Consider the following 26,638-nt stretch of genomic DNA (forward strand, 5'->3'; position numbering starts at 1 on the left):
ATGCGCGCTTTACGTGCATCGGTCCTCGCGCCGCGGGGACCGAACCGAACAGCGTTCGCTTCGTTACTCATCTTGCTCGCCCTCCGTCGAGAGGATGTCGTAGATCGCGTCGGTCACGTCCGACTCGCCGTTGACGTACGCGACCGCCACCTCGTCGGCGTCGGTACCGAAGTGGCGCTCGAGTTCCTCGGCGTGGGTCGCGTTGATCGCGTTGCCGCTGGGCTGGGTCTCCACGTAGGCGTGGAGGTTCGCCGGAATCTCCTCCATCAGCGGGATCACGCGCTCGCCGGTGTCGTTGCTCGAGTTCTCGGAGTCGCCCGCGGCGAAGACGTAGCGGTTCCAGTCACTCCACGGGTACTCCTCTAACAACTGTGCGGCGAGTTCGTACGCGCTCGAGATCTTGGTGCCGCCGCCGCTGCGGATGCCGAAGAACTCGTCGCGCTCGACCTCCCAGGCGTCGGCGTCGTGGGCGATGTAGACGAACTCGGCGTTGTCGTACTTGCCCTGCAGGTACCAATCAAGCGGTGTGAAGGTCCGCTCGACGAGTTCGCGCTTTTTCTCGCGCATCGAGCCGGAGACGTCGCGGATGTTGACGACCACGACGTTCTTCTCTTTTTCCTCGATGATCTCGGGGTGGCGGTAGCGCTCGTCCTCTCGGCGGAAGGGGACGTGATCGATCCCCTCCCGACGGATCTTCTGCTGGACGTCCTCGCGCTCGACGTTATTCTCGACCTCCTCGATCGAGGCCCATGTACCCCGTTCCTCGTCTGGAACGTCGTCGTAGGCCTCTTCGACCCAGGCCATCGACACCGGGAGGTTCTCCCCGCGGGCCCACTCGAAGACGTCGCGCGGGGAGATCCCTTCGACCTTGCACAGTTCCCGCAGGAACTCCTCGTCGAAGTCCATCGCGAGCTTGCGCTTGAGTCCCTCCTTGAACATCCGCTCGAAGTCGAGCGTGCTGTTCGGGCCGGTCCGGGTGAGGTCAGTAAAGGGCCCTTCCTTCTCCTCGATGACCTTCTTGCCCTTCGGATCGAGGTCGAGCCCGAGTTCCTCGTCGAGCTCCTCGGCGAACTCCTCGGGATCCATCTCGTAGTACTCGTGCTCGCCGCCTTCCTCGCCGGGTTCGCCGTCTTCGCCGTCGTCGTCGCCCGGCTGGGGCTGTGGCTGACCGACCGGCTGGCCCGGCTGGGGCGTCCCGCCCTCGCCCTGCCCGACCCCGCCCTGGTCGCGCTGGTCGTACTCGAACTCCGGCAGCGAGATGATCTTGACGGGGATGTTGATCTCGCCCGGCCGACTCTGGCCGAGGTCGCCGTACTGGATGAAGTCGGCGAGGTCCTCGCGGCGCTCTTCGCCGACTTCGCGGAATCGCTCGAGGTCGTCTCTCAGTCCCATCTGTAGCTCACCTGTCCCATAACGTGTCTGCTGGTCAGTTCGGCCGACGCCTCCGTGTAGCCGAAGAGGTCGACCATCGTCGCGATCGTATCGGCTTTGACCGCGGCCGTCTCGGTCCCGCTCGGCGGGTCGTCCCACTGCCGCGGGTCGAAGTCCTCGAAGGTTCGCTCGACGTCGTCCCAGTCGTGGCTCTCGAGGACCGTCTTGATCACGGGGATCGCGGTGAGGTCGACGTCCTCGACCGAGAAGTCCTCGTTGCGGTGCTCCCACGCGTGGCGGTTCAGCGACGTGATGACCTTCTCGCGCCGGAAGTTCCGGACGCTCTCGCGGGGGAGGTTCCCCTCGTACTCGTCCTCGGTGAACCGGCCGAGGTGTTCGACCTCGAACAGCTTCATCTTCAGCGGGTCGGGCTCGACGCGCTCGCCGCGGTCGTTGTGCAGCGGCTCGTCGGTCTCCCAGGCGTAGACGTGTTCGACGTACTCGGCGACGGTCTCCTCGTCGACGCGCTTGTCGTGCATGATGGCCTCGATGACGTCGCTCTCCTGCTGGTCGTAGATGTAGTTCTTGACGGGAACGACGCGGTTCTCGAACTCGGAGCGCTCGCCCGTCGAGAAGACCGGCGCGTCGGCCAGCCCCTCGACCATCGCGTTCAACACGTCGCGGGGCATGACCACGTCCTCGACCGCCAGGTCGGCGTGGTGGCGGTCGCGATCGGCCTGGAGTAGCTCGGCGAGGGTGTCCCGCGTGTACGTGACCGGGACGCCGTGATCGCCGTCGTTGCTGTCGCCGTCGAAGTCGAACCCCTCTTTCTCCCGGCGAGTGTCCCCCTCCTGCAGGTAGCCCTGATCGTAGATCAGCGCCTTGTCCACGAGGTCGAGCCCGTTCGGGAGGTGTTCCTCGTCTAACCGCGTTACGACCGCGTACAGCGCTGCGGCCTCGATCGCGTGGGGTGCGAACTCCTGGACCCGCGTCTCGCCGCCGCGGTTTTTGACCGCCACCGTCACCGGCGCGCGGATCCGCTCAGCGAGTTCGTCGTAGCTCGTGGCCTCCCAGACCGCCGTCTCGTTCGTCAGCTCGCGCCGGATGAGCTCCGTCTCGAGCGAGAGGTTCGTCAGGTAGCCAAAGCGGTGCTTGTCCAGCCGCCGTTTCAAGGCCTTCAGCGGATCCATTCCGTTGCGATCCGAGTGCTGGTTGAGCTGGGCCTCGAGATCGGGGTTCGAGATGATCAGTAGCTGGCTGTCGACGTCCATGCCGATTCCCTTGTCGAGTTTGACGGACTGCTCGTCCGGGACGTTCAGCAGCTTCTGGAGCAAGTCGGCGTGCTGGGCCGCGTCCTCGACGATCGTGAGAACGCCGTTGCCCTGCGAGAGCACGCCGTCGTAACTGAACGCCTGCGGGTTCTTTCGCCCGCGCGAGTCGAGTTCCTGGAGCATCCCGTGCATCCACGAGCCGACGAGGCGCTCTTTCGGCGGCCCGTCGTCCTCCGAGTGGAGGACGCCGACACCCTGACCGAGGTCGACGACGTAGTTCTTCACGCGGAGGTGGTTCTCGTCGGTGATCGCCGAGAACAGTGCCTCCTCGCCCTCCCGGCGGTAGCGCTCCTCGAGATAATCGTACGCTTCCCGAGAGAACGGGTCGAGCTGTGCGTCGACCTGGACGGGGACGTGGTCGTCGAGTTCGTCGTTGAGTTCGGCGAGCAGGTCCTCTCGGACTTTCTCGGGGAACACCGACAGCGGATGCGCCTGGACGGGGCTCTCGTACCAGTTCTGGTCGTCGCCTGCGGTGGCGTCGCCGCCGTAGCTCAGCCCGCGCTCGCCGGCGTCGGCCGTCGTGACGTTCCACTCGACGGTGTAGCGTCGCCCCGCCGGCGTCTTCGAGTACTCGCGTAGCCCGTTGACCAGGCAGCGCTTGAGTTCGGATTTGCCGGTCGCCGTCGGCCCCTCGAACCAGATGATCTTCTCGTCTTTCGCCCGACCCGCGGCGATCGACCGCAGGTCGTCGACGAATCCGTTTAGCACCTCGGTATTGCCGAGGATGGCGTGTTCGCCGTCGTTGTGCGGATCGTCGAAGAAGCGGTAGCGTTCTTTCTCCTCACCCTCCTCGACCACCGTGCGGGTGCCGGCGGCCTCGATCGCCTCGAGCAGGTACTTCGACGCGTGGGATGCGATCGAGGGGTTCTCGAAGATCCGATCGACGTAGGTGGCGAGGGTCATCGGCTCCTCGTAGGTCTCCTCGAGCGCCCGATCGGCTTCGGTGACGTAGTCGTCGCCGGTCATGTTAGTCGACCTCGATCATGTTAGTCTTCCATCTCGGCTTTGGCGACTTCGGCACCGGCGAACTCGAGCACCTCCTTTGCGCCGCCCTCGGAGTAGCCCTGTTCGATCAGCGCGTCGATCCACGCGGAGCGCTCGTCGTCGTCGAACTCGTTGGCCGACACCAGCGCCGAGAAGTTGATGTTGTGTTTCTTGTCCTCCCAGAGTTTGCGTTCGAGGGCGCGACGCAGGCGCTCGTTGTCCTGCGGGTTGAACGCCTCGCCCTCGCGAGCGCGTCGGGAGACCCAGTTCGAGACCTCCTGGCGGAAGTCCTCCTTGCGGTCCTCGGGGATGTCGAGTTTCTCTTCGACGCTTCGCAGGAACGTCTCGTCGGGCTCTTGCTCGCGGCCGGTGAGTTCGTCCTCGATGGTGTCGTCGTCGATGTAGGCCATCACGTGGTCCATGTACTTCTCGCCCTGGCGCTGGATCTCGTCGATGTCGTAGGCCAGCGCGTGGCGGACGTCCTCGATAGCCCGTTCTTTGTACTCCTCGCGAACCGACTCGAGGTAACGGTAGTACTGCTCGAAGTTCTCCTCGGGGATCGAGCCGTGGTGTTCTAAGTTCTCCTCGAAGAAGTTGAACACCGTCAGCGGCGAGAGGAAACCGCGCTGGCGGTGTTTCGAGTCCATGATCGCCTCGGCGATCTCGTCGCCGATAAAGCGCGGCGAGACGCCGACCATCCCCTCGCCGATCTCGGCTTTGCCCTCGGCCTCGTCGCGGAGCTTCTTCACGTCGATGTCGTCGCCCTCGTCGATCTCGCCGTTGTACGCCTTGGCCTTCGAGAGCAACCCGACGGTCTCGGTGTCGGGCTCCTCGATGCGGGTGAGGACGCCGAACAGCCCCGCCATCTCGAGGGTGTGTGGCTCGACGTTGATGTCAGGCACGTCGGCGTTGTTCAACATCTTGTTGTAGATCTGGGCCTCGTCCTCGTAGGAGAGGACGTACGGGAAGTCGATCCGCTTGGTGCGGTCGTTGAAGGCCTCCATCTTCTCGTCGCCCTTCTTGTCCTTGTACTCGGGCATGTTGGTGCGGCCCACGATCACCTGGTCGATGTCGATCCGGGGGTTGTTCTTGGGCTTGATCGTCTGCTCTTGGGTCGCGTGGAGGAAGTCGTAGAGGAACTCCCGCTGGAGTTTGAGCAACTCCTCGCCGGAGAAGATGCCGCGGTTCGCGTTACAGAACGCTCCAGAGTAGTCGAACGCGCGCGGGTCACTCTCACCGTAGATCGCGATCTTCGAGTAGTTGACGTCGCCGGTCAGTTCGGTCTCGTCCTGATTCTTCTTGTCCTTGGGCTCGAAGGTCTCGAGGCCCTGGCGCTTGTTCTCGTCGGCGACAAAGCGGACGATCTCGACGTGGTTCTCCAAGACCTGCTGGAGGTCGTCGTCGTAGTAGGCCAGCAGCCTGTCCATGTAGAACTCGCTTTCGGGATCCAGCGCCTGTTCGTTCTGGATCGTGTACGGCGCGTCTAGGTTCTCGTTGAGGTCGTCGATCACGCGCTGGCGCTGCTCGAGCGGGAGGAGCACGAGCGGATCCTGGTTCATCGGGGACCGGACGGTGTCGTCGGCCGGGTCCTGGTCCTGAATCACGTCACAGAGATTGGTCCAGCGGAAGGTGTACATCCGGCCCTCGTCGCGTAGCGTGTAGTCCTCGAAGTATCTGCGGACCTGCTTGTCGAAGTGGGACTTCCCGGAGCCGACGGGGCCGAGCAGGAGCTTGATCCGGCGTTCGGGACCGAGCCGCCTGGCACCTGACTTCACCTTGTTGACGAACTCGTGGATCGACTGGTGGATCACCTTCCCGTAGAAGGTGTTCTCGCCGTCGCCGAGGGGGTCCTCGCTCGCGAGTTGGTACTCGACCATCCCTTCGGTCTCGTCGTAGGTGGTGCCGTAGTAGTCGAACATGTCCGCCACGCGCTGGTGGGCGTTGCGGGCCACCTTCGGGTCCTCGTACACCTCCTCTAGGTACCAGTCGAAGGACTTGGTTTCCCGCAGGTCTGCGGGCATCGATTCCTTGTAATCCGTACTGAGCTGCTCGAGTGTCTCGATGTCACCGGTCATGGTATCGTTGGTTGGTTCCCCCATCTGCGGTCGTCCGTCGCCGCACGGGGCGCAAGCGGCCGTCGTTCGACCGACCGTATCGGCTCGGGGTCGAACCTTCGGGATCCGTCGCCTCGTGTCACCCGCTGTGAGCGCGTCGGAGTCGTCGACTCCTCGAGCGGGCACCCGGGGAGCGTGACCCTTTCGTGGGCGGCGTCTATCTGCCGTGTCATGTGTCAGCTATCACCACTCTCAGTTGCACGATAACCGCTCGCGGTCTCGGGCAACGGCGCGCCGGGGACGGGCGCGGAGTGGATCGGTCCGGCAAACGGATACCGATAGTATTTAATGAGTGAGTAATCCAGCTACTTAGCCTTAGCCCCAAAAGGTATTTGCCAGGACTTTTTTACAGGCAAATACTGTAATGGCTATAGAACGGTACTCGATACCACACCACATATTTGTCCGATTACGGTATAAATCGACGGCCTGCAGTGTCTACGTCCGCTCGCGCGCGCCGATCCGACGTTCGCGCGTTGGGGTGAACCGCCGACGACCGCCTGCCGGTTCGATCGGCGACCGTGACGACGAGGCTATACGGCCGCCGATCCTATCGCCAGCCATGCCGGACTCGGAGTCGGACGCTGACGGGGCGATGGATCGCTCGCGGCTGCCGGACGCCTGGACCGTCTGGAGCCGCGGCGAGGACGGACGGCTCGTCCTCGCGTATCGACCCGATGTCTTCGACGGCGACGAGTTCCCCGCTCCCTGTCTGCCGACGCTGTACCTCACGCACGGTAAGCGAACCCGTCGGCCCGGTATCAACCCCGCCGACACCGCCGACTCCGCGGACTGGTTCGTCACCCTCTACCTCGAGCCGGATGTCTCGTTGAACGAGACGCTGCGATACCCGACCCGGAAAGCAGCGCTCGAGCGGACGATCGACCTCGCACGCGAGTTCGCCGCCGGCGAGGTCAACTACCGTGCGCTGTATCAGGTTCCCCGGGAGGACTATTTCGCTCGGCTAGACGAACTCACCGGCGACGACACCGCGGACTGACGCCGATCCGCGCTCGGCAACCGGGCGCTCCGGGCCGGCCGGGACGTGACGCTTAACCGCCAGTGGCAACTACCGGTATCTATGTCGACCGTCACGCTCATCGGCTCCCGGCTCGCCGACCCGGGGACCGAGTTCGTCTACGAGGGGGAAGCCGATGCCTGCGCCGGCTGTCCCTACCGCAGTCAGTGTCTCAACCTTGCACCCGGCACGAAGTACCGCGTCACGTCCGTCCGCGAGAACGCACAGACCCTCGAGTGCGCCATGCACGACGGCGGCGTCCGCGCCGTCGAGGTCGAACCCGCGAGCGTGCGCGCGAACATCGCCACCAAGGGTGCCTTCGCGGGCAGCAAGGCGAGCCTCCCCGGCCCCTGCCCGTACGTCGAGTGTCCGAGCCACGAGTACTGCGAGCCCGACGGCGTCGCGTTCGACGAGGAGTACCGCATCCGGACGATCGTCGGCGAGCCGCCACACGAGGTCTGCCATCTCGACCGCTCGCTCGAACTCGTCGAACTCGAGACCGACGACTGAGCCGTCCTCTCCTGTGGCGCGACTAACGCCCGGGACCACCACGCGGTCCGTCGCTCGGCCGCGACACTAAAATAGGGCCTTCACAAACTATGTGCTGACTCTCTGTCGATGATGCGAACGGCCGCGAGCGGCGATTGTCGCGCGTACGAGGGGGGACCGGACCCGCGAGCGAGCAGGGGGCGCGAGCCGTGACGCTGCGATCCGTCCCGATCGTCGATCGGGTCACCGACGCGTTTTTCGCGCTCGATACGGGCTTTCGGTTCACCTACCTCAACGACCGCGCCGAGACGCTGCTCGAACGCGACCGCGAGGAGCTGATCGGCCGGGTCATGTGGGACGAGTTCCCCCAGACCGTCGAGACGCAGTTCCCCGACGGCTTCCACCGCGCGATGGACGAACAGGTGCCGGTCTCCTTCGAGATCTACCACACCCGCCTCGAGACCTGGTTCGAAGCCCGGGCCTACCCCTCCGAGAGCGGCCTCTCGGTGTACATGCGCGACGTGACCGAACGACGCGCCCAGGAGACGACGCTGGCCCAGCACGCGGCCGTCGTCGAGGCGGTCCGGGACGCCATCATCACGCTCGATCGCAACCGCGAGATCGTCACGGTCAACGGCGCGACCGAGACGATTCTCGGTGCCGACCGATCGACGCTCGTCGGCGAACACATCGAGACCCTGACCGAGCGCGCCGGCATCGCCGACGAACACGCCGTCGAGATCGGGCGGGCGATTACGGACGTCGACGTCAGAAACGCCGACCGCCGCCAGCTCGAGTTGCCCTACACCGACCCGGACGGCGACGATCGAATGGGCGAGTTCCGGTTCGTCCCGATCGAGGACAACGTCGCGACCGTCGCCGTCGTCGTCCGCGACGTGACCGACCGCCACGAGTACGACCGCGTCGTCACCTCGCTGCACGAGGTCACCCGGTGGCTTCTCGATTCGGACGACCCCGAGGAGATCTGTGCGATCGCCGTCCACGCGGGCAGCGACCTGCTCGACCTCCCCATCAGCGGCGTCTGGCTGCTCGAGGAAGAACAAGGCTACCTCGAGCCGGTCGCCGGCACCGCCGGCGCGCACGACGAGTTCGGCGGCCTCCCGCGGTTCAACCCCGGCGAGGGGCTCGTCTGGGACGTCTTCGAGGCCGGCGAGGTCGAGCTGTTCGACGACCTCGAGACGATCGAGGAACTCTACAATCCCGACACGCCGCTTCGCTCCGAGATCATCGCTCCCATCGGTACCCACGGCGTGCTCATGACCGGCTCGTTCGATCCGAACCGGTTCGACGAGACCGACGTCGACCTCATCTCGACGCTCGTCGAGAATACACGGGCCGCGCTGGACCGGGCCGAGCGCGAGCAGGTCCTCCGAAACCGAACGGCCGACCTCGAGCGCCAGACCGAACGGCTCGAGGCCGTCGCCGAGGTGCTCTCGAGTGACCTCCAACAGCAACTCGAGGCCGTCGCCGACGCGCTCGCCGACGACGCGGCCGGCAAGTGGGAGTTCCCGCTCGCGGAGGACACCGTCGAGACGACCCTCGACCGGGCCGAACGGCTCGTCGACGACGTTCGGGAGTTCGCCCGCAACGCCACGTCCGTCGGCACCCGCAGCCGGCTCCGCCTCGAGTCGGCCATCGAGGACGCCGTCGCCGACTCGCGCATCGACGAGGGAAGCGTCGTCGTCGACGCTGCTGCCACGCTTCGGGCCGATCCCGACCGGTTCGTCCACCTCCTCGAGACGGCCTTCGACAGCGCCAGCGCCCGAGCCGAGGGCGACGTGACGATTCAGATCGGCCTCGTCGGGTTCGACGACGGGGGCAGCCGCGGCTTCTTCCTCCTCGATGACGCCGTGGAAATCCCGCCGACCGCCCACGACCGGGTTCTCGATCCCACCACGGACGACGACACCGCGATCGACGGCCTCGGCCTCGCGCTCGTCCGCGCCGTCGCCGAAGCCCACGGCTGGGACTGTACGGTCACGAACGGCGACAACGGCGGGACGCGCATCGAAATCAGAGACGTGACGACGCTCGAGCGCCGCCTCGAGTAGTACTACTCCGGCACGACGGATTCGCGCGCCATGTCCTGACAGAGCTGTCGATACCCGTCTTGCTCGAGGAGCTCCTGCATCGTGTCGTCGACCTGCACGCGGAGAACCGCCAGCCGGTCTTTGAGTTCGGCGTACTCCTGGCTCGACCGGCGCTCGGCTTCGGTCTTCTGGTCGTCTAGCAACGCCTTTTTCGAGGCAAGCGCGAAGAACTCCTGTAGTTGCTCGTCGTAGGTCGATCGGAGCAGCAGTTGGTCGATGATCGCGACCAACTCGTCTTTCGAGACCGGCTTGACGAGGTAGTCGTCGAACCCCATCTCGATGATGTCGAAGTCCGGTTCGACCGCCGTCACCATCGCGACTCGGCAGTCGAGTCGCCGCTCCCGGATCGTATCGAGGACGGTGTCGCCCGATAGGCCGGGCATCCGTCGGTCCAGCAGGACGATGTCGGTCTCCTCGTCGATGGCCTCGAGCGCTTCGCTGCCGTCGTAGGCGGTCTCGACGTGACACTCCTCGCCGAGCCACGCCGCATAGAGGTTCGCGAGGTCGGGCTCGTCTTCGACGATCAGTACGGACGGGGTATCGGTGGGCATCGGAGTTCCTCCTGTACGGTCGACTCGTTGAACGAATCGTCCCGAACGTATATCAATATACCGGACAATTTAGCGGAGTGAGCCGCCGATATTCGATCACTCGGCGACGATTTCGACGGAAAGGCAACGGATACGTACACGGGGTATCGCCAGTCGCTCGCGCGCGGTCGTCACTCGAGTTCGCGTTCGATCGTCGCGCGCCGGTCGCGAATCGCGGCCGCGTCGGTCTCGATGGTCCGCTCGCCGAGGTCGATCGTCAGCCGCCCGTCGTCGGTCGCGGCCCCGAGCTCGACGACCGGGGCGACGCCGTCGAACGCCTCGCGGACTGTCTCGACCGACTCGGTCTGGATCAGCGCGCGGCCCGGCTGTTCGTGGAACAGCGCGGCCGCCGGATCGTCGCCCGGAATCGAGACGGCAAGGCCGGCCTCGTCGGTGACCATCTCGGCCAGCGAGACCGCGAGGCCGCCGTGGCTGACGTCGTGGACCGCGAGCGTCGACTCGTCGTCGGCGACCGCCGCGAGCGTTTCGATCAGGGCCGCAGGGTCGTCGGGTAGTTTCGAGAACCCGTCGCTGCCGCCGAACTGCGCGAGGTACTCGGAGCCGCCGAGCGACGGCTCGCCGCTCTCGAGTCCGAGATCGCCGACCAGCACGAGGTCGCCCTCGGGTTCGACCGCCAGCGGCGGCGCGTCGTACCCCGCCTTCGAACCGACCATCGCGAGCGTCGGCGTCGGCGGGATCGGCCCCGCGACGGAGTCGTTGTACAGCGAGACGTTGCCGCCAACGACCGGCGTCGACAGCGTCTCGCACATCTCGGCGAGGCCGTCGACGATCCCCGTGAAGCCGCCGTAGACGTCGGGCTTCTCCGGATTGCCGCCGTTGAGACAGTCGACCGCGGCCAGCGGCGTCGCGCCCTTGGCCGCGATGTTCGTCGCGTTCTCGAGGGCGATCGCGCGAGCCCCCTCCCGCGGGGCGGCGTCGGTCCAGTTCGGCGCGGCACCGGAGGAGATCGCGAGTCCCTGCTCGGCTTCTCGGACCGCGACGATCGCCGCGTCGTCGCCCGGCCCCACGCTCGTTCGGACGCCGACCTCGTGGTCGTACTGGCGGTAGACCCACCGCTTCGAGGCGGTGTTCGGACTCGAGACGATCGCTTCGAAGGCCTCCTCGGGATCGACCTCGGGCAGGTCGGTCGCGGGCGGGTCGGGAGCTTCGGTCTCAAGGTCGTTCATCGGCGCGCCCTCGCCGAGGAAGTAGGCGTCGACGTCGACGACTGCCTCGCCGTCAAACGTGCAGACGTAGTTGCCGTCGGTGACCTCGCCGATGACCGAACAGCCCAGATCGAACCGCTCTGCGATCTCGCGGACGCGATCGACGTTGTCGGGTTCGACCTCGTAACACATCCGCTCCTGAGACTCGGCGAGCAGGATCTCCAAGGCCGACATGTTCGGCTCGCGCTGGTGGACCCGCTCGAGCTCGATGTCGGCCCCGAGATTCGCTTTGGCGGCCATCTCGCTCGAGGCGCCGCCGAGACCGGCGGCACCGAGGTCGCGGGCCGATTCGATCAGGTTCTCGTCGACGAGGACTTCGTTGGCCTCGATAAGGAGCTTCTCGGCGTAGGGGTCGCCGACCTGGACCGCGGGCCGGTCTTCGGTTTCGGCGTCCTCCGCGAGATCCTCGCTCGCGAAGCTCGCGCCGCCGAGTCCGTCGCGACCGGTGGCGTTCCCGACGAGGACGAGTTTGTTACCGGGTTCCTGCGCTTCGGCGGTGACGAGTCGTTCCTCGTTCGTCAGGCCGACGCAGGCGACGTTGACCAGCGGATTCCCCTCGTAATCGGGGTGGAAGTCGACGCTGCCGGCGACCGTCGGGACGCCGATGCAGTTGCCGTAGTGGCTGATCCCCTCGACGACGCCCTCGAAGAGGTACTTCGAGTGCTCGCGGTCGAACCCGCCGAAGTACAGCGAGTCCGCGAGCGCGATCGGGTACGCGCCCATCGAGAGCGTGTCCCGGACGATGCCGCCGACGCCGGTCGCCGCGCCGTCGAACGGGTCCACGTAGGAGGGGTGGTTGTGGCTCTCGATCCCCATCGTGATGTAGTTCTCCTCGTCGAGTGCGACGACCGCCGCGTCGTCGCCCGGCCCGACGACGACCTGCTCGCCCTCGCTGTCGAACGCCGACAGCAGCGGTCGCGATGAGCGGTACGCGCAGTGCTCGCTCCAGAGGTTCTCGAACAGTGCCGCCTCCGCTCGCGTCGGCTCCCGCCCCAGCTCGGAAACGACGAGTTCGCGGTCCGAATCGGCAAGACTCATTCATCTAGGTGGTGAAAGCCGGTTGGTAAATGGGTTTCTATGTCCACGTTCGTGCATTGATCGACGACACTCGATACAGGCGGCGAGACGAGGGTCGACGACTCGTCGGAACGCTTACCGGAGTCCAGTGAGACGCTGTGGACGAATGACCGACGAACGCGCCGAGTATCCGGAATCGGTCGATGTCCTCCGGTACGAGACGCCGACTGGGAGCAGCTATCGATCGGTTCCAGCGGGCGACGGGGAACCGATCGTCGTCGCTCACGCCGACGAGTTCCAACGGCAGGTCTGGATCCGTCGAATCACGGTCGCGGGTGCTGCGATCGCTGCAATCTTCGTCAGCGCGCTGTTCCGTCGCGTGCTACTCGGCGCAGCCGTGGCCGCGATTCTGGCCGGGTCCCTTTGGACGTTCGATCTCGATCGCGACGGATCCGTCCCGACGCTCGTCGACGAAGGAATCCGGCGCGACAGAGCGTCGTCGACCTACGATATCGATGTTCACACCGCGGACCCCTGGTCCGGAGGGGAGTAGCGTTCCTCGCGGAACGTCCGCCCGACGCCGGCGATACCTCGTCGTACTGCCACCTCGTCGGGAGCGGGCGACGCTCGAGCGCAACGTCAATCGAGCCGTTTTTGATCAGCCCGTCTAAACGTACGCTCGTGCTGTCGGTCGAACTTCACACGCACTCGTCGCTGTCCTACGACGGCCGCGACCCGGTCGAGTTGATTCTCGAGCAGGCCGAAGCCGTCGGCCTCGACGCCATCGCGGTCACGGACCACGACGAGATCGACGCGAGCCTCGAGGCGGCCGAGCGCGCGCCCGACTACGGCCTCGTCGGCATTCCGGGCATGGAAATCTCGAGCAAGGCCGGCCACGTCCTCGGGCTGGGACTCGAGGAGGCCGTCCCGCCCGGACTCTCCTTCGAGTCGACGCTCGAGGCGATCCGCGACCAGGACGGGCTGGCGGTGATCCCCCATCCGTTTCAGGAGTCACGCCACGGCGTGATGGCTCGCATCTCCCGCGAGGAACTCGCCGAGGGCGACGCCATCGAGGTCTACAACTCCCGGCTCTTCACCGGGCGGGCGAACCGTCAGGCCGAACGGTACGCCCGCTCGCGGGATCTGCCGATGACCGCCGGCAGCGACGCCCACATCAGCGAGATGGTCGGCCAGGCGATCACCCGCGTCGACGCCGACGAGCGCACGGCCGACGCGATCCTCGAGGCGATCGCGGACGGCCGAACGACCGTCGAAGGAAAGCGAACGCCGTGGCGGATCAGCGTCCAGCAGTTCGCCGGCGGCGTCACGCGACGGCTCGGCCACGTCTTCAAACTGTTCCGATGACTTCACCACCGACGACCGACACGACGCTTCGCGGTGCCGACCCGACGACTGTCCGCGACGCCATAGAGCGCGGCGACCCACTGCCGGGAACGAGCGGCTTCGCGGGCGAACTCGACGGCCGTCTCGTTCGGGACGTATTGGGTCGTGTCCCGCTGCTCGTCGAGGGTGACTCCGAGGCCGAGACCGCGGGCCCGGCGTGGGCCTTCGCGCCGTCCGAACTCGCGGAACCGCGTCTCTTTCCGGCCGGCGCGGTCGCGCCGGTCGACGACCCTGTTTCCGGGCAGGAACCGCGCTGGACGCTCCCCGACCCGGAGCCGGAGTCGGACCCCGATACTGCGATCGAAACCCTCGAGCGCGCGATCGAGACGGCGACCGAGGCCGTCCAGCGGGACGATCGGTCGATCGCCGTCGCCTTCTCCGGCGGCGTCGACTCGGCGCTGGTCGCCGCACTGCTCGACGCGCCGCTGTACGTCGTCGGCTTCTCCGACAGCCACGACGTCGACGCGGCGCGCACGGCCGCCGACGCGATGGGCCGTGACCTCGCCGTGGTCGAACTCGAGCCGGCCGACTTGGAACGGGCCGTCCCCGAGGTGGCGCGGGCGACCCGCCGGACGAACGCGATGGATGTCCAGATCGCGCTCCCACTTTATCTGGTCGGCGAGCGCGTCGCCGCCGACGGCTTCGACGCGCTCGCGGTCGGGCAGGGCGCGGACGAACTGTTCGGCGGCTACGAGAAGGTCGTCCACCTCGATCACCGCGTCGCGGCCGAGACGGTTCGGGGAGCCGTCCGCGAACAGGTGGACAGTCTGTCCGAGCAGCTCCCGCGGGACGTGTTGACGATCGAGGCGGCGGGCCTCGAGCCGGTCGCGCCGTTTCTCCACGACGCCGTCGTCGAGGCCGCGCTCCGACTGCCGGACGACCTGCTGGCCGACGAGGACGAACGCAAACGCGGCTTTCGACGTGTCGCCGCCCGTCACTTACCGACCGAGATCGCAACGCGGGACAAGAAGGCGGTCCAGTACGGCAGCCTGGTCGCCCGCGAACTCGACCGGCTCGCCCGCCAGGCGGGGTACAAACGCCGGATGGACGATCACGTCTCGAAGTACATCGAGTCGCTGCTCGCGGACGCGGCGGCGTAGTCCGGCCGATTTTCACCGATCGCTACGAGGGGAGCGGACAGAGGCTCGCGGTGAAGACCACCCGTTCGTCGGTCTCGTTTCGCGCGCCGTGGTCGACCCCGCGCTCGTGGTGGACGACGCCGGGCGCATCGACCCGTTCGCTGTTCTCTCCCTGAAGCACGGTCACCGTCCCCTCGAGTACGTGAAAGACGTTCGTGCTCTCGGCGTGGTCGTGGGCCTCGAGTTCAGCGCCCGGTCCGAGCGCGAAGGCTTTGACGAGGATGTCGTCGGTCACAACCAGTTCCGCGGTCTCGATCTCGCCGTCCCCCGGTTCGAGGCTGGCGATCGCGTCGGCGTAACTGTCGAGCATGCGAAGCGGTTCGACGGCCGACACCAAAACGACGGGGGAATAGGAGAGCGGGGGAGAGGACGGCGGCTGCTACAGCGCGGCGGACCGGACGATCAGTCTTTCGTCTCGGTCGGCAGTTTGTTCGCCGGCTCGTGTTCGACGTTCTCGGAGACGGTTCGGCGGTTCATCTCGCCGATACGGTCCGCGATTTCGCCGACGACGTCCTCGAGGGAGCTCTGGACCTCGCTGTCGTCGTCCTTGACGAGCGCGCCCTTGCTGCCGTCGGCCCCGAAGTCGGGGTGAATCGGAATCCGACCCAACAGGGGGACGTCGTACTTGTCGACGATCGTGTCCGCGCCGCCGGTGCCGAACAGGCCGTGCTGGTCGCCACAGGAGGGACAGATGAACGAGCTCATGTTCTCGACGATGCCCAGCACCGGCGTGTCGTGCTTGTTGAACATCTGGACCCCTTTTCGGGTGTCGTCCAAAGCCATCTCCTGGGGCGTCGTGACGACGACCGAGCCGGTGACGGGCATCGACTGGAGCAGGTTCAGCGTCGCATCGCCGGTCCCCGGCGGGAGGTCGACGATGAGATAGTCGAGGCGTCCCCACTCGACGCCCTCGAGGAACTTCATCATGAACTTGTTGACCATCGGGCCGCGAAGGATAGCGGGGTCGTCTTCGTCTTCCATCAGCATCCCCATGCTGATGATACGGACGCCGTCCGAACGGGGAGGCACGATCTCCTCGTTCGGTGTGACGCCGGGTTCGCTCTCCGGTGGGAGGATCTGTGGCACGTTCGGCCCGTGAATGTCGGCATCGAGCAGCCCCACCATCGCGCCGCGCTTCTGGAGGCCGGCGGCCAGGTTGGCCGCGACCGTCGTCTTGCCCACGCCACCCTTCCCGGAGGAGACGGCGATGACGTTCCGGACGCGCGGGAGTACCTCGTCGTCGAAGCCGTGTTCTTCGCCGACGTGAGCCCGCAGGTCGGGCTCGAGGCCGGACTCCTCGATGACCTCGCGGATCCGGTTGCCGAGCTCGAGTTCTGAGGGCGCATACGGCGCGTTGAACGCGAGCGAGATCCGGGCCGTCTCGTCGTCGATCGTGACGTCGTTGACCAGACCCAGCGAGACGATGTCCTCGCCGATGTCGGGGTCTTCGACGCCCTCGAGTTTGATTTCGAGTTCGTGTTCTGTGATACTCATAGTGACTGTGTGCTAGACGAGAGAAGGGTGCGCAACGGGATACGTGTGATGGTTCGGAGTTCGAACGCCGCGACTCGAGACCGTCGTGTGCCAAAAATGAAAACCGGTGTTCGGTGATCGGATGCGATACGACGACGGTTACGGCGGGCCGACGCTGCTAATCGGCTCCGGCGGGCCGCCGTAGAAGACGACGCCGATTAGGACGGTCAGGATGAACATCCCGACCCACATCGAGGTCGTCAGGCCGACGAGGTAGCTCACGCCGATGAGTCCAGTCTTCGTGTCGCGGGGTTTACCGAGGAACCAGGCCGCGAGCATGATGTAGACCGGGACCAGGATGATCGCGAAGATGACGTAGGTCCCTTCGTTAGCGAAGCCGGTGAGGCCCTTCGTCCCGTCGTAGCCGTGATACAGGAGCGTCGAGAGGATCGTTTGCGTGGTACTCATGCTTCCACCTCCGATTCAGTGGCTTCGTGCTCGTGGTCGCCGCGCATGTGCTCGACTGCGTGAAGCTCGACCACTGGGACGAGCTTCGAGAGGTTGAGGAATAAAAGTGCAACCAGCGCAGTCGTGCCGACGAGCGACAGCAGCTCGATCACGCTCGGGAAGTACGCCCCGGGCGTCGCGTCGTAGATGGTGAACACGGGGTGCAGGAAGCCTTCGACGACGAAGAGGACCTTCTCGGTCAGCGTCCCCGTGAGAATCGCCCCGCTGGCGATGAGCGCTCGCTTCTTGCTGAACAGGGACGGCCGGATCCCCTGCAGGAAGATGTACACGAGCGTGAGGAAGATCATCGTCATCGCGCCCTGATAGAGCGGGTTAGCCAGCTTCGCCTCGGCGGCGTGTGCCTTGGCCAGCGGGCCGAGGAAGACGCCGTTGAGGACGAACTGGAGCTGGAACCACAGGAACAGCAGGGTGAAGAACCCGAGCCACAGGAGCAGTCCGCGGAAGATGTCGTCGGTGATGATGTGATCCCAGTCGTAGGCGCGTCGGAACGCGTATGAGATGATGATCACGCCGCTGATCGCCGACATCAGCGCGATACTGAGGAACATCGGGCCCTGGATGCCACCGGTCCAGGCGGGCATCGCCGGGAGCAGTGCGAACAGCCACGGAATGACGCCGCCGTGGAGCAAGAGCGGGGCCATGATGATGACCGCCGCCGCGAGCCACCAGACCATCCGGCTGATGATCTTGTCCTCCTTCTCGGTGTAACCGAGCGTCATGATCTTGTAGATCGGCTCGAAGTGGTCGGGGAGGTCATCACGGAGTCGGCTGATGTCATAGCGCAACGTCAGGCCGAGGTAGGTTGCCGACAGCACGAAGTAGGCCGTGATGACGGTCACGTCCCACACCAGCGGCGAGTTGTTGACCGTGATGTGATAGTGGCCGATGACGCTGGTGACCATCCGGTCCGGTCGACCCATGTGGACCAGAATGTAGAAGCCGGCGGCCGAGAGGCCACCGATGGTGGTCATCTCCGCGAGTCGGGCGATCGGCATGTATCGATCCATGCCGAGCAGGCGGACGGCCGCCGAGAGGATGATCCCCCCGTGAGCGACCCCGACCCACCAGATGAACGCACCGATGTACAGTCCCCACGTCGCACCGCCACCGCTCCCCCAGTCGCCGAGGCCGGTGACGATCAGGCCCTTCTGGAGCTGATAGGCCCACGCGACGAGGAAGGCACCGAGCCCCAGGGCCGCGATGCCATAGAGGATGAAGTACTTCTTCGTGAGCGTGTTGATCGGGCGGAGGATGTCCTCCTCGGTCGGCGCCTTGGTGCTCATGGCGACCACCCGACGGTTTCGTCGTCAAGCACCGTCTGGCGCTTGTCGACCAGACCGACGTCCTCGTACTTCGTCGGACCGGGGACCTGTTCGGCCTCCGGACCGGGCTCTTGGCCGAGGTACGTGACGTTCGGGTGCGTGCCGATGTCCTCGAGCAGCTTGAACGAGCTGGGCTCGCCGGCGTACTGATCGAGTCGGAGCTCCGCGTCGTCGGCGGTGCCCTCGCCGAGTCCGAGCGCCGAGAGCGATTCGGAGCTCTCGAGGTCGACGTACTGCTCGATCGCGGCCAGTGATTCGAGGACCGTCTGCTGTTTCGGGAGGATGGTATCGTTCTTGTCGCTGCTGGATTCGCGTTCGTCCTCCGGGACGGTGATGTCGATCGCCTTCATCACGCTGAGCATCTCCACGGTGAGGTCCTCGAGGTCCTCGGCCGCGGACTCGACGGTGGCGTCCGAGCTGAGCGTGCTGTTGACCGTATCCGGCGACGGAACGTCGCTCGCGATGTTGATGACCGCGCGGCTCTTGCTCGGGTGCTCGCGGTGCTGGTAGGCGTCGCTCTTCTCGTCGTTGACGTCGCCGAACTGGATCGCGTTCGGCGGACAGGCGGTTTCACAGGCCGTCGTGCCGACCCTGTCTTCGCCCATCTTCCCGTCTTGCATGCTCGGGCAGAAGACACACTTGCTCATTGCGCCACGGGGCGCACGAGCGTCGACCCAGCGGTCGCCGTACTCGTAGCTGCCCATCGTGTGTTCTTCCTCGAGCTCGCTGTAATCCGTGCTGGGCTCGTCCCACTGGAAGTAGTTGACGCCGTACGGACAGGCGACCTGACAGTAGCGACAGCCGATACAGACGTCGTAGTCGGTCAGCACCAGCCCGTCTTTGTCACGCGTGTGACGGGCCGTCGTCGGGCAGACCTTCTCACAGGGTGCGTCCGTACAGTGCTGGCACGGTCGCACGAGCATGTTGAAGTCGCTCAGCCGATTGAACTGGCTGCCGACGCCGCTGCCGCTGTGACCTTCGCCTTCGCCGCCGTGACCGGCGGAGTGGAGTTCGTCCTCCCAGGCCATGACGTACATCCAGTTGACGCCCTGGTCCAGCGCGTTCTCCTCGGTACAGGCGACCATACAGGAGAGACAGCCGTCACACCGATCGAGGTCGATCGTCATCCCCCACTGGGTGTCGGGCTTTTCTTTCGTCTCCGAGTGCGAACCGGATTCGGCGGCAGAGAGGCTCGCTTCGGGACCGTCAGCGACGGTGCCGAACGCACCGACGCCGACGGCGGCCGCACCGACGCCCATCTTCTTCATCGCTTCGCGGCGACTCTCCTCACCGTCGCCGTCGAACGCGTCGAGCATGCGGGAGACCGTCCCCTTGGTCTCTTCTTTGGCGGCCTCGTAGGCCTCTTTGGTCGGGCGTTCGTCCTCGCCGAACTCCTCCATCACGTCCTCGTGATAGCGGTCGTGGAATTCGGCTTCGGAGAGTTCGCCCTTGGTGACCCGCATCGCGTCCTGGGCCATCTCCATACCGAGCTCGCTGTCGTACTCGGTATCGTCGAGCATCGACTCGAGTTCGTCTTCCCACTCTTCCCCGAGCGGGTGGAATGATTCATCGTCCGTGCTCATTAGATCAGAACACCTCTGAATATGACACTGGTGTCATGCCGGAGGTACTCGACGGCATGCACTTGAAATCGTTCATTTGTGGATCCTCATTCCTCCCCTCATAACCGGACGCCGATGAAGGATAAAGCCGATTTCCAGCGCGTGAGAATCGGACCGAACTTGTTCGCTAATATAAGTGTGGCCCCGTCGCCGGCTGGCGATTCCAACAGCGACCCTGCCGGCGAGTATCGGGGGTGAGCGCCGCCGCTACGGAAGCACTCTCGGCAGCGACCCACTTGAAGGGGTTCCCGGCGGTTGAAACGGAACGCGAGCGGACGGATCCGACGAAATCGGACGAGCGTTCGAATACGTCACGAATCTCCCCGTCGAGTCGACGGTTCTCGCGGGGTCGGTCAGGGACTCGCCAACTGTTCCTCGAGTGAATCCTCGCCGCCGACGTTCGGCAGATCGTCGACGAACCGCTTGACGATCGCTTCCTCGGCCCGGTGGAGCGTCTCGCTGCAGGTCGACTTGGCGATATCTAGGTGGCCGGCCAGTTCGGTCAGCGAACAGCGACGCGGCGTATCGTAGTACCCTTCCTCGACGGCGGCGGCGACCACCTCGAGCTGGCGCTCCGAGAGCAGTTGGCTCTCGTGGAGCCGCTCGCGGACGTGTTCGATTCGGTACTTGAGCCCGAAGTGCTCGAGTTGCTCGGCGAGTTCGGCCAGCCGTTCGCGGGAGCCGGTAACCTCGATCGTCGCCTCGCCGTCGCGAATCTCGACCGGAAGTTCGATCGGCATCCCCGACTCGCGAGAGGAGAACAGCAGTAGCGGCGCGGTGGTCTCGAAGTGGATCGTCGCCTCGTTGTCGCTCCACTGGGCGAGCGAGAGTTCGGTGATCTGGGGATGGTCGTCCATCGCGTCGACGACTTCGGGGACCTCGGGGCCGGTGATTCGGACGAGGGCGAAGCCGGACTCGGCGCCGGGGACGGCCGCGAGCACCCGAAAGGTCGCTTCCGGATACTCCGTCGACACCTGCTGGATCCAGATCGCCTCGGGCATCGTGAGAGTGAGGGTCGCTTGAGCCATACGAACGTGTTCCGATCGAATCTATATACGGGTGGCTACGAATATGTTCGGCAAATTCCAGCGCCGTGGGAAGTCTCTCGGTCGCGAACACGTTCGGACGAACGTCCAATCCCTCGCGACTCGAACGTCCGCACCGATGGCAACCGAATCGACGGAACGCACGCTCGACGTCCGAGAGATCGACGGTCCACCGTTCGACGACATCGTCGCCGCGCTCGAGGACCTCGAGTCCGACCAGCGACTGCGCCTGATCGCGCCGTTCGAACCGAAGCCGCTCTACGAGGAACTCGCCGATCGCGGGTTCGCATACGAGAGCGAGCACCGCGACGGCGGCGTCTGGCACGTGTTCATCGAGCACGCGTAGGCGGGCCGAACCGACGACGCGCCGAACGTGTTCGTACAAATCTCCATGCGGGAGCCGTTCGGACTCCGAACCACATGACGCGACTCGATGTCAGAGACATTCCGCCGGTGAACCGCCACCCGACCATCCACGACGAGTTCGACGACCTCGAGCCTGGCGAGACGCTGACGATCGTCAACGATCACGAGCCCAAGCCGCTGTTCTACGAATTCCAGGCGGAAGTCGAGAATTTCGACGCCGACGGCTACGAGGTCGAGCGGGTCGCTCCCGACGAGTTCGTCGCCCGATTCCCGAAACAGGAAGCCTGACCGTCCGACGACGGTCGGGTCGACCCCACACCGACCATGTCCACGCTCGCATCAATCGCCGATCGCACGGACGCGCCGTCCGATCGGCCACGGGAAACCATCGACGTTCGCTCGCTCGGACCACCGGAGCCGCTCACGGAGACCCTCGAGACCCTCGTGGAACTCCCCGCGGAGACGGTCCTGATCCAGCGAAACGACCGCGTGCCCCAGTTTCTGTTTCCGAAACTGGACGACCGCGGTTACACCTACGAGACGGTCGAACGCGACGACGATGTCGTGACCGTCATCTGGCGCGAGTAATCCGCGCCGACCGGCCGATCGACGATTCGACGGCGGACCGCATCCACGACCACTATGACCCAGACAGTACTCGAGCGATGATCGACGAACGGCACAATCAGACGAGCAACGACCACGACCGGCACCAGACCGGAGACGACCGGCGCCGGTTCGCGGACCTGCTCGCGACGACCACCATCGCGGCCTACGTCCTCGTCGCGCTCGGGACCGCGGTCGCAACCACCGACGGTGCAGCGACCTGTACCACCTGGCCGAACTGTGCGAGCGACTCGACGCTCGGCTCGCTCGCCGGCGACGCGCTCCTCTTCTGGGGCCACCGCGCGGCGGCGCTGCTGACCGGTCTCCTCGTCGTCGCGTCCGGTCTCGCCGTCCGGCGGGTCGACGTCGGCCGCCGCGTCGCCGGCCTCGTCGGTCTGGCGCTCGTGCTCTTTCCCGTTCAGGTCGTCCTCGGTGCCGCCCTCGTCGTCGGCGGTCCCGCGGCCGTGAACGGACTCCACCTCGTCCTCGCGATGGTCATCTTCGCCAGCCTCCTCGTCGCGCTCGTCCGCACGCTCGAGGTCGACGCGCGCGATGAATCCATGCAACTCGACGTACTCGAGACGGCGGACCCCGTTCCTGACGCCGGCGACAGAGCCGATACCGTCGCCACGACCGAGCGTCCGAGCGGGCCTATTTCCCGCCTCAAACAGACGGCCGGCGCGTACCTGACGCTCACCAAGCCGCGGCTGATGTGGCTGCTCTGTCTCGTCGCCGTCGCGGGGATGGGCCTGGCGACGCTGACCGGTGCAGCGCTCGAGCCGGTGACCGTCGTCGCGACGCTTTCCGGCGGTGTCCTCGCGATCGGCGCGAGCGGGACGTTCAATCACGTCTACGAGCGCGACCGCGACCGGCGGATGAACCGGACCTCGGACCGGCCGTTGGTCCACGATCTCGTCCCGGCTCGGAACGCGCTGGCGTTCGGCGTCGGGCTCACGCTCGCGTCGATGGCCGTCCTCGTGGTCTGGGTGAACCCGCTGTCCGCGGCACTGACTCTCGTCGCGATCGCCTACTACGCTGCGCTCTATACGATCGTCCTGAAGCCCAACACGGCCTGGAACACGGTCCTCGGCGGCGGCGCTGGGGCCCTGCCAGCGGTCATCGGCTGGGCGGCCGTCACCGACGGTATCGGACTCCCGGCGATCGCCCTCGCGGCGGTGATCTTCCTCTGGACGCCCGCCCACTTCTACAGCCTCGCGATCGCGTATCGTGATGATTACGCGCGCGGCGGCTTCCCGATGTTCCCCGTCGTCGAGGGAGTGCTGGCCGCGCGCAGACACGTCGCGTTCTACCTGGGCGCGACGCTGCTGGCCGCGAGCGTCCTCGGCTGGCTGGCCGGGCTCGGGCCAGTCTACGCGGTCACGTCGATCGCCCTCGGTGCCGTCTTCCTCCGATCGGTGATCCGACAGTACCGCCGCCCGACCGACGAGGTCGCGCTGCGCTCGTTCTACGTCTCGAACTACTATCTCGGAGCGATCCTGCTGGCGATCGTCCTCGAGACGCTCGTGATCGCCGGGTAGCGGATCGCGAGCGCGTTTGCTCGCATTCTCCACGTCGGTTCACTCGGAGGAGTATATAATTGCCCACGATATGGCGGGAACTGTCGATTCGATTGCCATTGTCCGGGAACCGTCGCTGCTATTGAACGTATGTCTTCCCACTATCCGAGTGTAGGACGATGACCCAAAACAACACTCACCGACGACGGTTCTTGCAGGCGATGGGTGCGGCCGGCGCGCTGGCGGTGGCCGGTTGCCTCGGCGGTGACGAATCGGGCAGCGAAGCGAACGGCGACCAGAACGGCGGAAACGGTAACGCAGAGGAGGGACTGCCGGCGGCGAAGTCGGTCGACGTCGACCAGATCGCACGGGACCCCACGGACATTCCCGACCCGGTCGACTGGAACGAACCCCGGACCCACGACGTGACGATCCAGACTCAGAAGGTCACCGCGGAGATCGAGCCGGGAGTCACGTTCGACTACATGACCTTCGAGGGGCAGGTCCCCGGCCCGATGCTCCGCGTGCGCCGGGGCGACACGGTCAACCTCACGTTCGACGTCCCCGAGGACATGAACGTGGCGATGCACAACATGGACTTCCACGCGGTCTACGGCCCGGGCGGGGGCGCGGACGCGACCACCATCGCGCCCGACGACGACCCGACCCAGATCCAGTTCCGCGCGGAGTACCCCGGCGTGTTCATCTACCACTGTGCGGTCCCGGCGATGGACATGCACATCAGTTCGGGGATGTTCGGCTCGATCCTCGTCGAACCCGAGGAGGGCCTGCCCGAGGTCGACAACGAGTTCTACCTCGGCCAGCACGAGATCTACACCACCGGCGAGGTCGGCCAGCAGGGCCACCACGGCTTCGACCACGACGCGATGATGCGCGAAGAGCCCACCTACGTCGTCTTCAACGGCCAGGCCTACGGCTTCACCGAAGACGCCGCCGGCCCGATGACAGCCAACACGGGCGAAACCGCCCGGGTCTACTTCGCCAACGGCGGCCCGAACCTGCTGAGCTCGCTCCACCCCATCGGGAACGTCTGGAGCGACCTCTACCGCGACGGCGACCTGCTGAGCGAACCGGCGAACAACATCGAAACCACGCCGGTCTCGCCGGGGACCACCACCGCCGGCGTGATGGAGTTCCCCGTCCCCGGGCCGGTCAAGATCGTCGACCACGCGCTCTCGCGGGTCGTCCACCGCGGCGCGCTCGGAATCGTCGACGTCGAGGGCGAACCCAGGCCCGAGATCTTCAACCCTGACCCGTGAGCCGCAACGGAATGACCCGTTGCGGACATCCGTGACCGGCGTATCGCTCTCTGATCCACCCCACCCACACAATCATGACATCCACGTCCCGTCGCAGCGTCCTTCGATCGTCCGCCTGCGCGGTCGGGCTCGCCCTCGCCGGCTGTCTCGAGCGCGTGACCGATCGCTCGAGCGACGGCGACGACGAGGTCCCGAAGAACGCCGGCGAGCCGGGGACGCCCGCCGAGCGGGTCACCGTGACGGCGTCGTCGAATCCGTATCCCGAGTTCAATCCGCAGGTCGTCCACGTGGTCGTCGGCGGGACCGTCGAGTGGCTCGTCGAGACGGGCCGCCACGATATCACGGCGTACCACGAGGACGGCCACTCCCCCCACCGATCCCCGAAGGGTGCCGAAGACTGGGGGAGCCCCCGGCTGACCGGCGTCGGCGCGGAGTACGAGAAGACGTTCGACCGGGAGGGCGTCTACGACTACGTCGACACCCAGCAGGTCTGTACGTCCCACGAAGTCGCGGGGAACATCGGCCGCGTCGTCGTCGGCTGGCCCGATCCCGACGCGGAGCCGGCGCTGGCCGACCCCCAGTCCGAGATGCCGTCCCAGGCCGCCCGGGCGATCAAGCTGTTCAACGAGCAGACGCGTCCCGTCCTCGAGGCGGGGCCGGACTCCTGATCGGGGCGCCGGGTTCGACCCGAACCGGTTCGGCCTATTTCCCGCCGCTCGAGAATCCTGACGGCGTATTACCCCACTAAGTCCATAGAGTTACCCGTACCATGACCCCATCCGCACCCCTCGACAGGCGAACGTTCCTTCGCGCGACGGGCGCGGCTGCAGTCGCCGCGTCCCTCGCGGGTTGTTCGCAGATGACTACCTCCGGCGACGACGACACCGTCCTCTCGCCGCCCGAGAACCACGATCGCATCGAGAACGCCGACCTCCCGCACCCGATCTACGGCGAGGCGATCCCCGAGGCGACCGTTCCGGCGCCGCTACACGACCGGTCGGTCACGACCACGGAGTTCACCGGCGACCGTCACGTCATGTTGACGTTCATCTACACCAGCTGTACGACGGTCTGTCCGGGACTGACCGCGGCCCTGCGGCGCGTCCAGGCCGACGCCCGCGAGCGCGGCTACGCCGACGAGATGGCCTTCCTCACGACGACGTTCGATCCAGAGTACGACACGGCCGAGGTCCTCGAGGAGTACGGCGAGAAACACGGCGTCGATTACGACGCCGGCAACTGGTACTTCCTGCGGCCGGAGACCCCGGAGGATGCCCGCGCCGTCGTCGAGGAAACCTTCGGCGTCGCGTTCGAGCGAGGCGGCGACTCGAGCGGCATGCACGGCGGCGACATGAACGGCACCAACAGCTCCGACGACGGTGGAATGGATGGGGGCGAGCACGGCGACCACGCCCGCCACTTCGTCCACACGTCGTTGATCCTGCTGGTGAACAAAGACGGCGTCGTCGAGCGAGCCTACACCGGCGGCTCCCCGCCCGGTAACGACATCTTAGAAGACGCCCGTGCAGTCGTCGAGGGGTGGTAAACGATGCGCCGTCGCGAGGTCCTCGCGGGAGCCGCGGGCCTCGCCGTCCTCGGCGGCGGCGCGGCCGCGGTCAACGGGTGGAATCCCCTCGAGAGCGACGGCGACGCCGTCGAGACGATCGAACTCGAGACGATCGACGCGCCCGGAAGCGAGGCGGGAACGGCGGCGATCCCCGAGCGCGGTCGGGTGACGTTCGTCGAACTGTTCGCCACCTGGTGTACCGTCTGCGAGGGGATGATGCCCACGCTCGCCGAGGTCCACGAGGGCGTCGACGACGACGTGCAGTTCGTCTCCGTGACGAGCGAGCCGGTCGGCAACACCATCACGCGCGACGACGTCGCGAGCTGGTGGGGCGACCACGACGGGAACTGGCCCGTCGCCCTCGATCCGGATCTCGAGCTGACGGAGGCGCTCGACGCCTCGGGGGTCCCGTACGCGTTCGTGCTCGACGAGTCGAACGCCGTGACCTGGTCCGGTCGGGGCGAGAAGTCGGCCGACGAGATTGCGTCGGCCATCGACGCCGCGAGAGGTGAGTGAG

At 66.0% G+C, this 26,638-nt stretch carries 25 protein-coding genes; 14 read left to right on the plus strand and 11 right to left on the minus strand.

From position 1 onward, the window contains the following. Positions 1-63: 63 nt before the first annotated feature. The 3 genes from NKH51_RS03820 to NKH51_RS03830 are packed head-to-tail and all read right to left on the minus strand — an operon-like array spanning position 64 to position 5,761. Positions 64-1,392, minus strand: coding sequence for a YeaH/YhbH family protein (locus NKH51_RS03820; RefSeq protein WP_254763927.1), 1,329 nt, complete (start codon positions 1,390-1,392; stop codon positions 64-66). Beyond that, the gene (locus tag NKH51_RS03825; RefSeq protein WP_254763928.1) at positions 1,383-3,668 is read right to left on the minus strand and encodes a PrkA family serine protein kinase; all 2,286 of its coding nucleotides are present in this window, start codon (positions 3,666-3,668) and stop codon (positions 1,383-1,385) included. The genes NKH51_RS03820 and NKH51_RS03825 overlap by 10 nt, the downstream gene beginning before the upstream one ends. A 20-nt stretch (positions 3,669-3,688) precedes the next feature. After that, positions 3,689-5,761 (minus strand): PrkA family serine protein kinase, encoded by a 2,073-nt coding sequence (locus NKH51_RS03830; RefSeq protein ID WP_254765111.1) that lies wholly within the window; start codon positions 5,759-5,761, stop codon positions 3,689-3,691. A 601-nt stretch (positions 5,762-6,362) separates the two neighbouring features. Between NKH51_RS03830 and NKH51_RS03835 the strand changes: the two genes are divergently transcribed. The 3 genes from NKH51_RS03835 to NKH51_RS03845 all read left to right on the plus strand — a co-directional run bounded on the left by NKH51_RS03835 (position 6,363) and on the right by NKH51_RS03845 (position 9,379). Further along, a complete protein-coding gene (locus tag NKH51_RS03835; RefSeq protein ID WP_254763929.1) occupies positions 6,363-6,800 on the plus strand; it encodes a DUF5820 family protein in 438 nt (145 codons plus the stop codon). 81 nt (positions 6,801-6,881) lie between these two features. Continuing rightward, positions 6,882-7,328 (plus strand): UPF0179 family protein, encoded by a 447-nt coding sequence (locus tag NKH51_RS03840; RefSeq protein ID WP_254763930.1) that lies wholly within the window; start codon positions 6,882-6,884, stop codon positions 7,326-7,328. 188 nt (positions 7,329-7,516) lie between these two features. Next, on the plus strand, positions 7,517-9,379 hold the full coding sequence (locus NKH51_RS03845) for a PAS domain-containing sensor histidine kinase (protein ID WP_254763931.1): 1,863 nt from the start codon (positions 7,517-7,519) through the stop codon (positions 9,377-9,379). Between the two features lie 2 nt (positions 9,380-9,381). Here NKH51_RS03845 and NKH51_RS03850 read toward each other — a convergent pair whose 3' ends face one another. Next, complete coding sequence (locus NKH51_RS03850) at positions 9,382-9,969, minus strand: HalX domain-containing protein (RefSeq protein WP_254763932.1); 588 nt, start codon at positions 9,967-9,969, stop codon at positions 9,382-9,384. A gap of 170 nt (positions 9,970-10,139) precedes the next feature. Continuing rightward, a complete protein-coding gene (gene purL / locus NKH51_RS03855) occupies positions 10,140-12,272 on the minus strand; it encodes a phosphoribosylformylglycinamidine synthase subunit PurL (protein WP_254763933.1) in 2,133 nt (710 codons plus the stop codon). A 145-nt stretch (positions 12,273-12,417) separates the two neighbouring features. Between purL and NKH51_RS03860 the strand changes: the two genes are divergently transcribed. The 3 genes from NKH51_RS03860 to NKH51_RS03870 all read left to right on the plus strand — a co-directional run bounded on the left by NKH51_RS03860 (position 12,418) and on the right by NKH51_RS03870 (position 14,755). Further along, the gene (locus NKH51_RS03860; protein WP_254763934.1) at positions 12,418-12,804 is read left to right on the plus strand and encodes a hypothetical protein; all 387 of its coding nucleotides are present in this window, start codon (positions 12,418-12,420) and stop codon (positions 12,802-12,804) included. 128 nt (positions 12,805-12,932) lie between these two features. After that, the gene (locus tag NKH51_RS03865; protein WP_254763935.1) at positions 12,933-13,616 is read left to right on the plus strand and encodes a PHP domain-containing protein; all 684 of its coding nucleotides are present in this window, start codon (positions 12,933-12,935) and stop codon (positions 13,614-13,616) included. Further along, positions 13,613-14,755 (plus strand): asparagine synthase C-terminal domain-containing protein, encoded by a 1,143-nt coding sequence (locus NKH51_RS03870; protein ID WP_254763936.1) that lies wholly within the window; start codon positions 13,613-13,615, stop codon positions 14,753-14,755. The genes NKH51_RS03865 and NKH51_RS03870 overlap by 4 nt, the downstream gene beginning before the upstream one ends. Before the next feature lie 22 nt (positions 14,756-14,777). Here NKH51_RS03870 and NKH51_RS03875 read toward each other — a convergent pair whose 3' ends face one another. The 6 genes from NKH51_RS03875 to NKH51_RS03900 form a co-directional block, all read right to left on the minus strand. Continuing rightward, positions 14,778-15,104, minus strand: coding sequence for a cupin domain-containing protein (locus NKH51_RS03875; RefSeq protein WP_254763937.1), 327 nt, complete (start codon positions 15,102-15,104; stop codon positions 14,778-14,780). A gap of 92 nt (positions 15,105-15,196) precedes the next feature. Next, positions 15,197-16,288: an Mrp/NBP35 family ATP-binding protein gene (locus NKH51_RS03880; protein ID WP_254763938.1), complete on the minus strand. Its 1,092-nt coding sequence runs from the start codon at positions 16,286-16,288 to the stop codon at positions 15,197-15,199. A gap of 138 nt (positions 16,289-16,426) precedes the next feature. Continuing rightward, on the minus strand, positions 16,427-16,735 hold the full coding sequence (locus NKH51_RS03885; RefSeq protein ID WP_254763939.1) for a hypothetical protein: 309 nt from the start codon (positions 16,733-16,735) through the stop codon (positions 16,427-16,429). After that, positions 16,732-18,078 carry an NrfD/PsrC family molybdoenzyme membrane anchor subunit gene (gene nrfD / locus NKH51_RS03890; RefSeq protein ID WP_254763940.1) on the minus strand — a complete coding sequence of 449 codons (1,347 nt, stop codon included), beginning with the start codon at positions 18,076-18,078 and terminating at the stop codon, positions 16,732-16,734. The genes NKH51_RS03885 and nrfD overlap by 4 nt, the downstream gene beginning before the upstream one ends. After that, positions 18,075-19,700: a 4Fe-4S ferredoxin N-terminal domain-containing protein gene (locus NKH51_RS03895; protein WP_254763941.1), complete on the minus strand. Its 1,626-nt coding sequence runs from the start codon at positions 19,698-19,700 to the stop codon at positions 18,075-18,077. Before NKH51_RS03895 ends, nrfD begins: the two co-directional genes overlap by 4 nt. Before the next feature lie 392 nt (positions 19,701-20,092). Then, positions 20,093-20,767 (minus strand): helix-turn-helix domain-containing protein, encoded by a 675-nt coding sequence (locus tag NKH51_RS03900; RefSeq protein ID WP_254763942.1) that lies wholly within the window; start codon positions 20,765-20,767, stop codon positions 20,093-20,095. A gap of 136 nt (positions 20,768-20,903) precedes the next feature. Between NKH51_RS03900 and NKH51_RS03905 the strand changes: the two genes are divergently transcribed. From NKH51_RS03905 to NKH51_RS03940, 8 genes are all read left to right on the plus strand, one after another. Beyond that, positions 20,904-21,131: a DUF2249 domain-containing protein gene (locus NKH51_RS03905; RefSeq protein ID WP_254763943.1), complete on the plus strand. Its 228-nt coding sequence runs from the start codon at positions 20,904-20,906 to the stop codon at positions 21,129-21,131. A gap of 74 nt (positions 21,132-21,205) precedes the next feature. Continuing rightward, positions 21,206-21,439 carry a DUF2249 domain-containing protein gene (locus NKH51_RS03910; protein WP_254763944.1) on the plus strand — a complete coding sequence of 78 codons (234 nt, stop codon included), beginning with the start codon at positions 21,206-21,208 and terminating at the stop codon, positions 21,437-21,439. A 36-nt stretch (positions 21,440-21,475) separates the two neighbouring features. Next, on the plus strand, positions 21,476-21,739 hold the full coding sequence (locus NKH51_RS03915; RefSeq protein ID WP_254763945.1) for a DUF2249 domain-containing protein: 264 nt from the start codon (positions 21,476-21,478) through the stop codon (positions 21,737-21,739). A 77-nt stretch (positions 21,740-21,816) separates the two neighbouring features. Then, a complete protein-coding gene (gene cyoE / locus NKH51_RS03920) occupies positions 21,817-23,295 on the plus strand; it encodes a heme o synthase (RefSeq protein ID WP_254763946.1) in 1,479 nt (492 codons plus the stop codon). A gap of 158 nt (positions 23,296-23,453) precedes the next feature. Continuing rightward, a complete protein-coding gene (nirK, locus tag NKH51_RS03925; protein WP_254763947.1) occupies positions 23,454-24,554 on the plus strand; it encodes a copper-containing nitrite reductase in 1,101 nt (366 codons plus the stop codon). 74 nt (positions 24,555-24,628) lie between these two features. Further along, entirely contained in the window at positions 24,629-25,222 is a 594-nt protein-coding gene (locus tag NKH51_RS03930; RefSeq protein ID WP_254763948.1) for a plastocyanin/azurin family copper-binding protein, read from the plus strand. Between the two features lie 101 nt (positions 25,223-25,323). Continuing rightward, on the plus strand, positions 25,324-26,100 hold the full coding sequence (locus NKH51_RS03935; RefSeq protein ID WP_254763949.1) for an SCO family protein: 777 nt from the start codon (positions 25,324-25,326) through the stop codon (positions 26,098-26,100). A 3-nt stretch (positions 26,101-26,103) separates the two neighbouring features. Beyond that, positions 26,104-26,637 (plus strand): TlpA family protein disulfide reductase, encoded by a 534-nt coding sequence (locus tag NKH51_RS03940; protein WP_254763950.1) that lies wholly within the window; start codon positions 26,104-26,106, stop codon positions 26,635-26,637. Position 26,638 lies beyond the last annotated feature (1 nt).

This window comes from Natrinema marinum (assembly GCF_024296685.1).
Taxonomy (GTDB): domain Archaea; phylum Halobacteriota; class Halobacteria; order Halobacteriales; family Natrialbaceae; genus Natrinema; species Natrinema marinum.

What these genes read in the sequence shown, in the direction of transcription:
- cyoE (WP_254763946.1), top strand. Translation starts at nt 21,817, where the DNA reads ATGATCGACGAACGGCACAATCAGACGAGCAACGACCACGACCGGCAC.
- NKH51_RS03910 (WP_254763944.1), top strand. Translation starts at nt 21,206, where the DNA reads ATGACGCGACTCGATGTCAGAGACATTCCGCCGGTGAACCGCCACCCG.
- NKH51_RS03930 (WP_254763948.1), top strand. Translation starts at nt 24,629, where the DNA reads ATGACATCCACGTCCCGTCGCAGCGTCCTTCGATCGTCCGCCTGCGCG.
- NKH51_RS03860 (WP_254763934.1), top strand. Translation starts at nt 12,418, where the DNA reads ATGACCGACGAACGCGCCGAGTATCCGGAATCGGTCGATGTCCTCCGG.
- NKH51_RS03880 (WP_254763938.1), bottom strand. Translation starts at nt 16,288, where the DNA reads ATGAGTATCACAGAACACGAACTCGAAATCAAACTCGAGGGCGTCGAA.
- NKH51_RS03840 (WP_254763930.1), top strand. Translation starts at nt 6,882, where the DNA reads ATGTCGACCGTCACGCTCATCGGCTCCCGGCTCGCCGACCCGGGGACC.
- NKH51_RS03875 (WP_254763937.1), bottom strand. Translation starts at nt 15,104, where the DNA reads ATGCTCGACAGTTACGCCGACGCGATCGCCAGCCTCGAACCGGGGGAC.
- NKH51_RS03850 (WP_254763932.1), bottom strand. Translation starts at nt 9,969, where the DNA reads ATGCCCACCGATACCCCGTCCGTACTGATCGTCGAAGACGAGCCCGAC.
- NKH51_RS03935 (WP_254763949.1), top strand. Translation starts at nt 25,324, where the DNA reads ATGACCCCATCCGCACCCCTCGACAGGCGAACGTTCCTTCGCGCGACG.
- NKH51_RS03830 (WP_254765111.1), bottom strand. Translation starts at nt 5,761, where the DNA reads ATGACCGGTGACATCGAGACACTCGAGCAGCTCAGTACGGATTACAAG.
- NKH51_RS03900 (WP_254763942.1), bottom strand. Translation starts at nt 20,767, where the DNA reads ATGGCTCAAGCGACCCTCACTCTCACGATGCCCGAGGCGATCTGGATC.
- NKH51_RS03835 (WP_254763929.1), top strand. Translation starts at nt 6,363, where the DNA reads ATGCCGGACTCGGAGTCGGACGCTGACGGGGCGATGGATCGCTCGCGG.
- NKH51_RS03895 (WP_254763941.1), bottom strand. Translation starts at nt 19,700, where the DNA reads ATGAGCACGGACGATGAATCATTCCACCCGCTCGGGGAAGAGTGGGAA.
- NKH51_RS03820 (WP_254763927.1), bottom strand. Translation starts at nt 1,392, where the DNA reads ATGGGACTGAGAGACGACCTCGAGCGATTCCGCGAAGTCGGCGAAGAG.
- NKH51_RS03905 (WP_254763943.1), top strand. Translation starts at nt 20,904, where the DNA reads ATGGCAACCGAATCGACGGAACGCACGCTCGACGTCCGAGAGATCGAC.
- nrfD (WP_254763940.1), bottom strand. Translation starts at nt 18,078, where the DNA reads ATGAGCACCAAGGCGCCGACCGAGGAGGACATCCTCCGCCCGATCAAC.
- NKH51_RS03940 (WP_254763950.1), top strand. Translation starts at nt 26,104, where the DNA reads ATGCGCCGTCGCGAGGTCCTCGCGGGAGCCGCGGGCCTCGCCGTCCTC.
- purL (WP_254763933.1), bottom strand. Translation starts at nt 12,272, where the DNA reads ATGAGTCTTGCCGATTCGGACCGCGAACTCGTCGTTTCCGAGCTGGGG.
- NKH51_RS03915 (WP_254763945.1), top strand. Translation starts at nt 21,476, where the DNA reads ATGTCCACGCTCGCATCAATCGCCGATCGCACGGACGCGCCGTCCGAT.
- NKH51_RS03870 (WP_254763936.1), top strand. Translation starts at nt 13,613, where the DNA reads ATGACTTCACCACCGACGACCGACACGACGCTTCGCGGTGCCGACCCG.
- NKH51_RS03825 (WP_254763928.1), bottom strand. Translation starts at nt 3,668, where the DNA reads ATGACCGGCGACGACTACGTCACCGAAGCCGATCGGGCGCTCGAGGAG.
- nirK (WP_254763947.1), top strand. Translation starts at nt 23,454, where the DNA reads ATGACCCAAAACAACACTCACCGACGACGGTTCTTGCAGGCGATGGGT.
- NKH51_RS03885 (WP_254763939.1), bottom strand. Translation starts at nt 16,735, where the DNA reads ATGAGTACCACGCAAACGATCCTCTCGACGCTCCTGTATCACGGCTAC.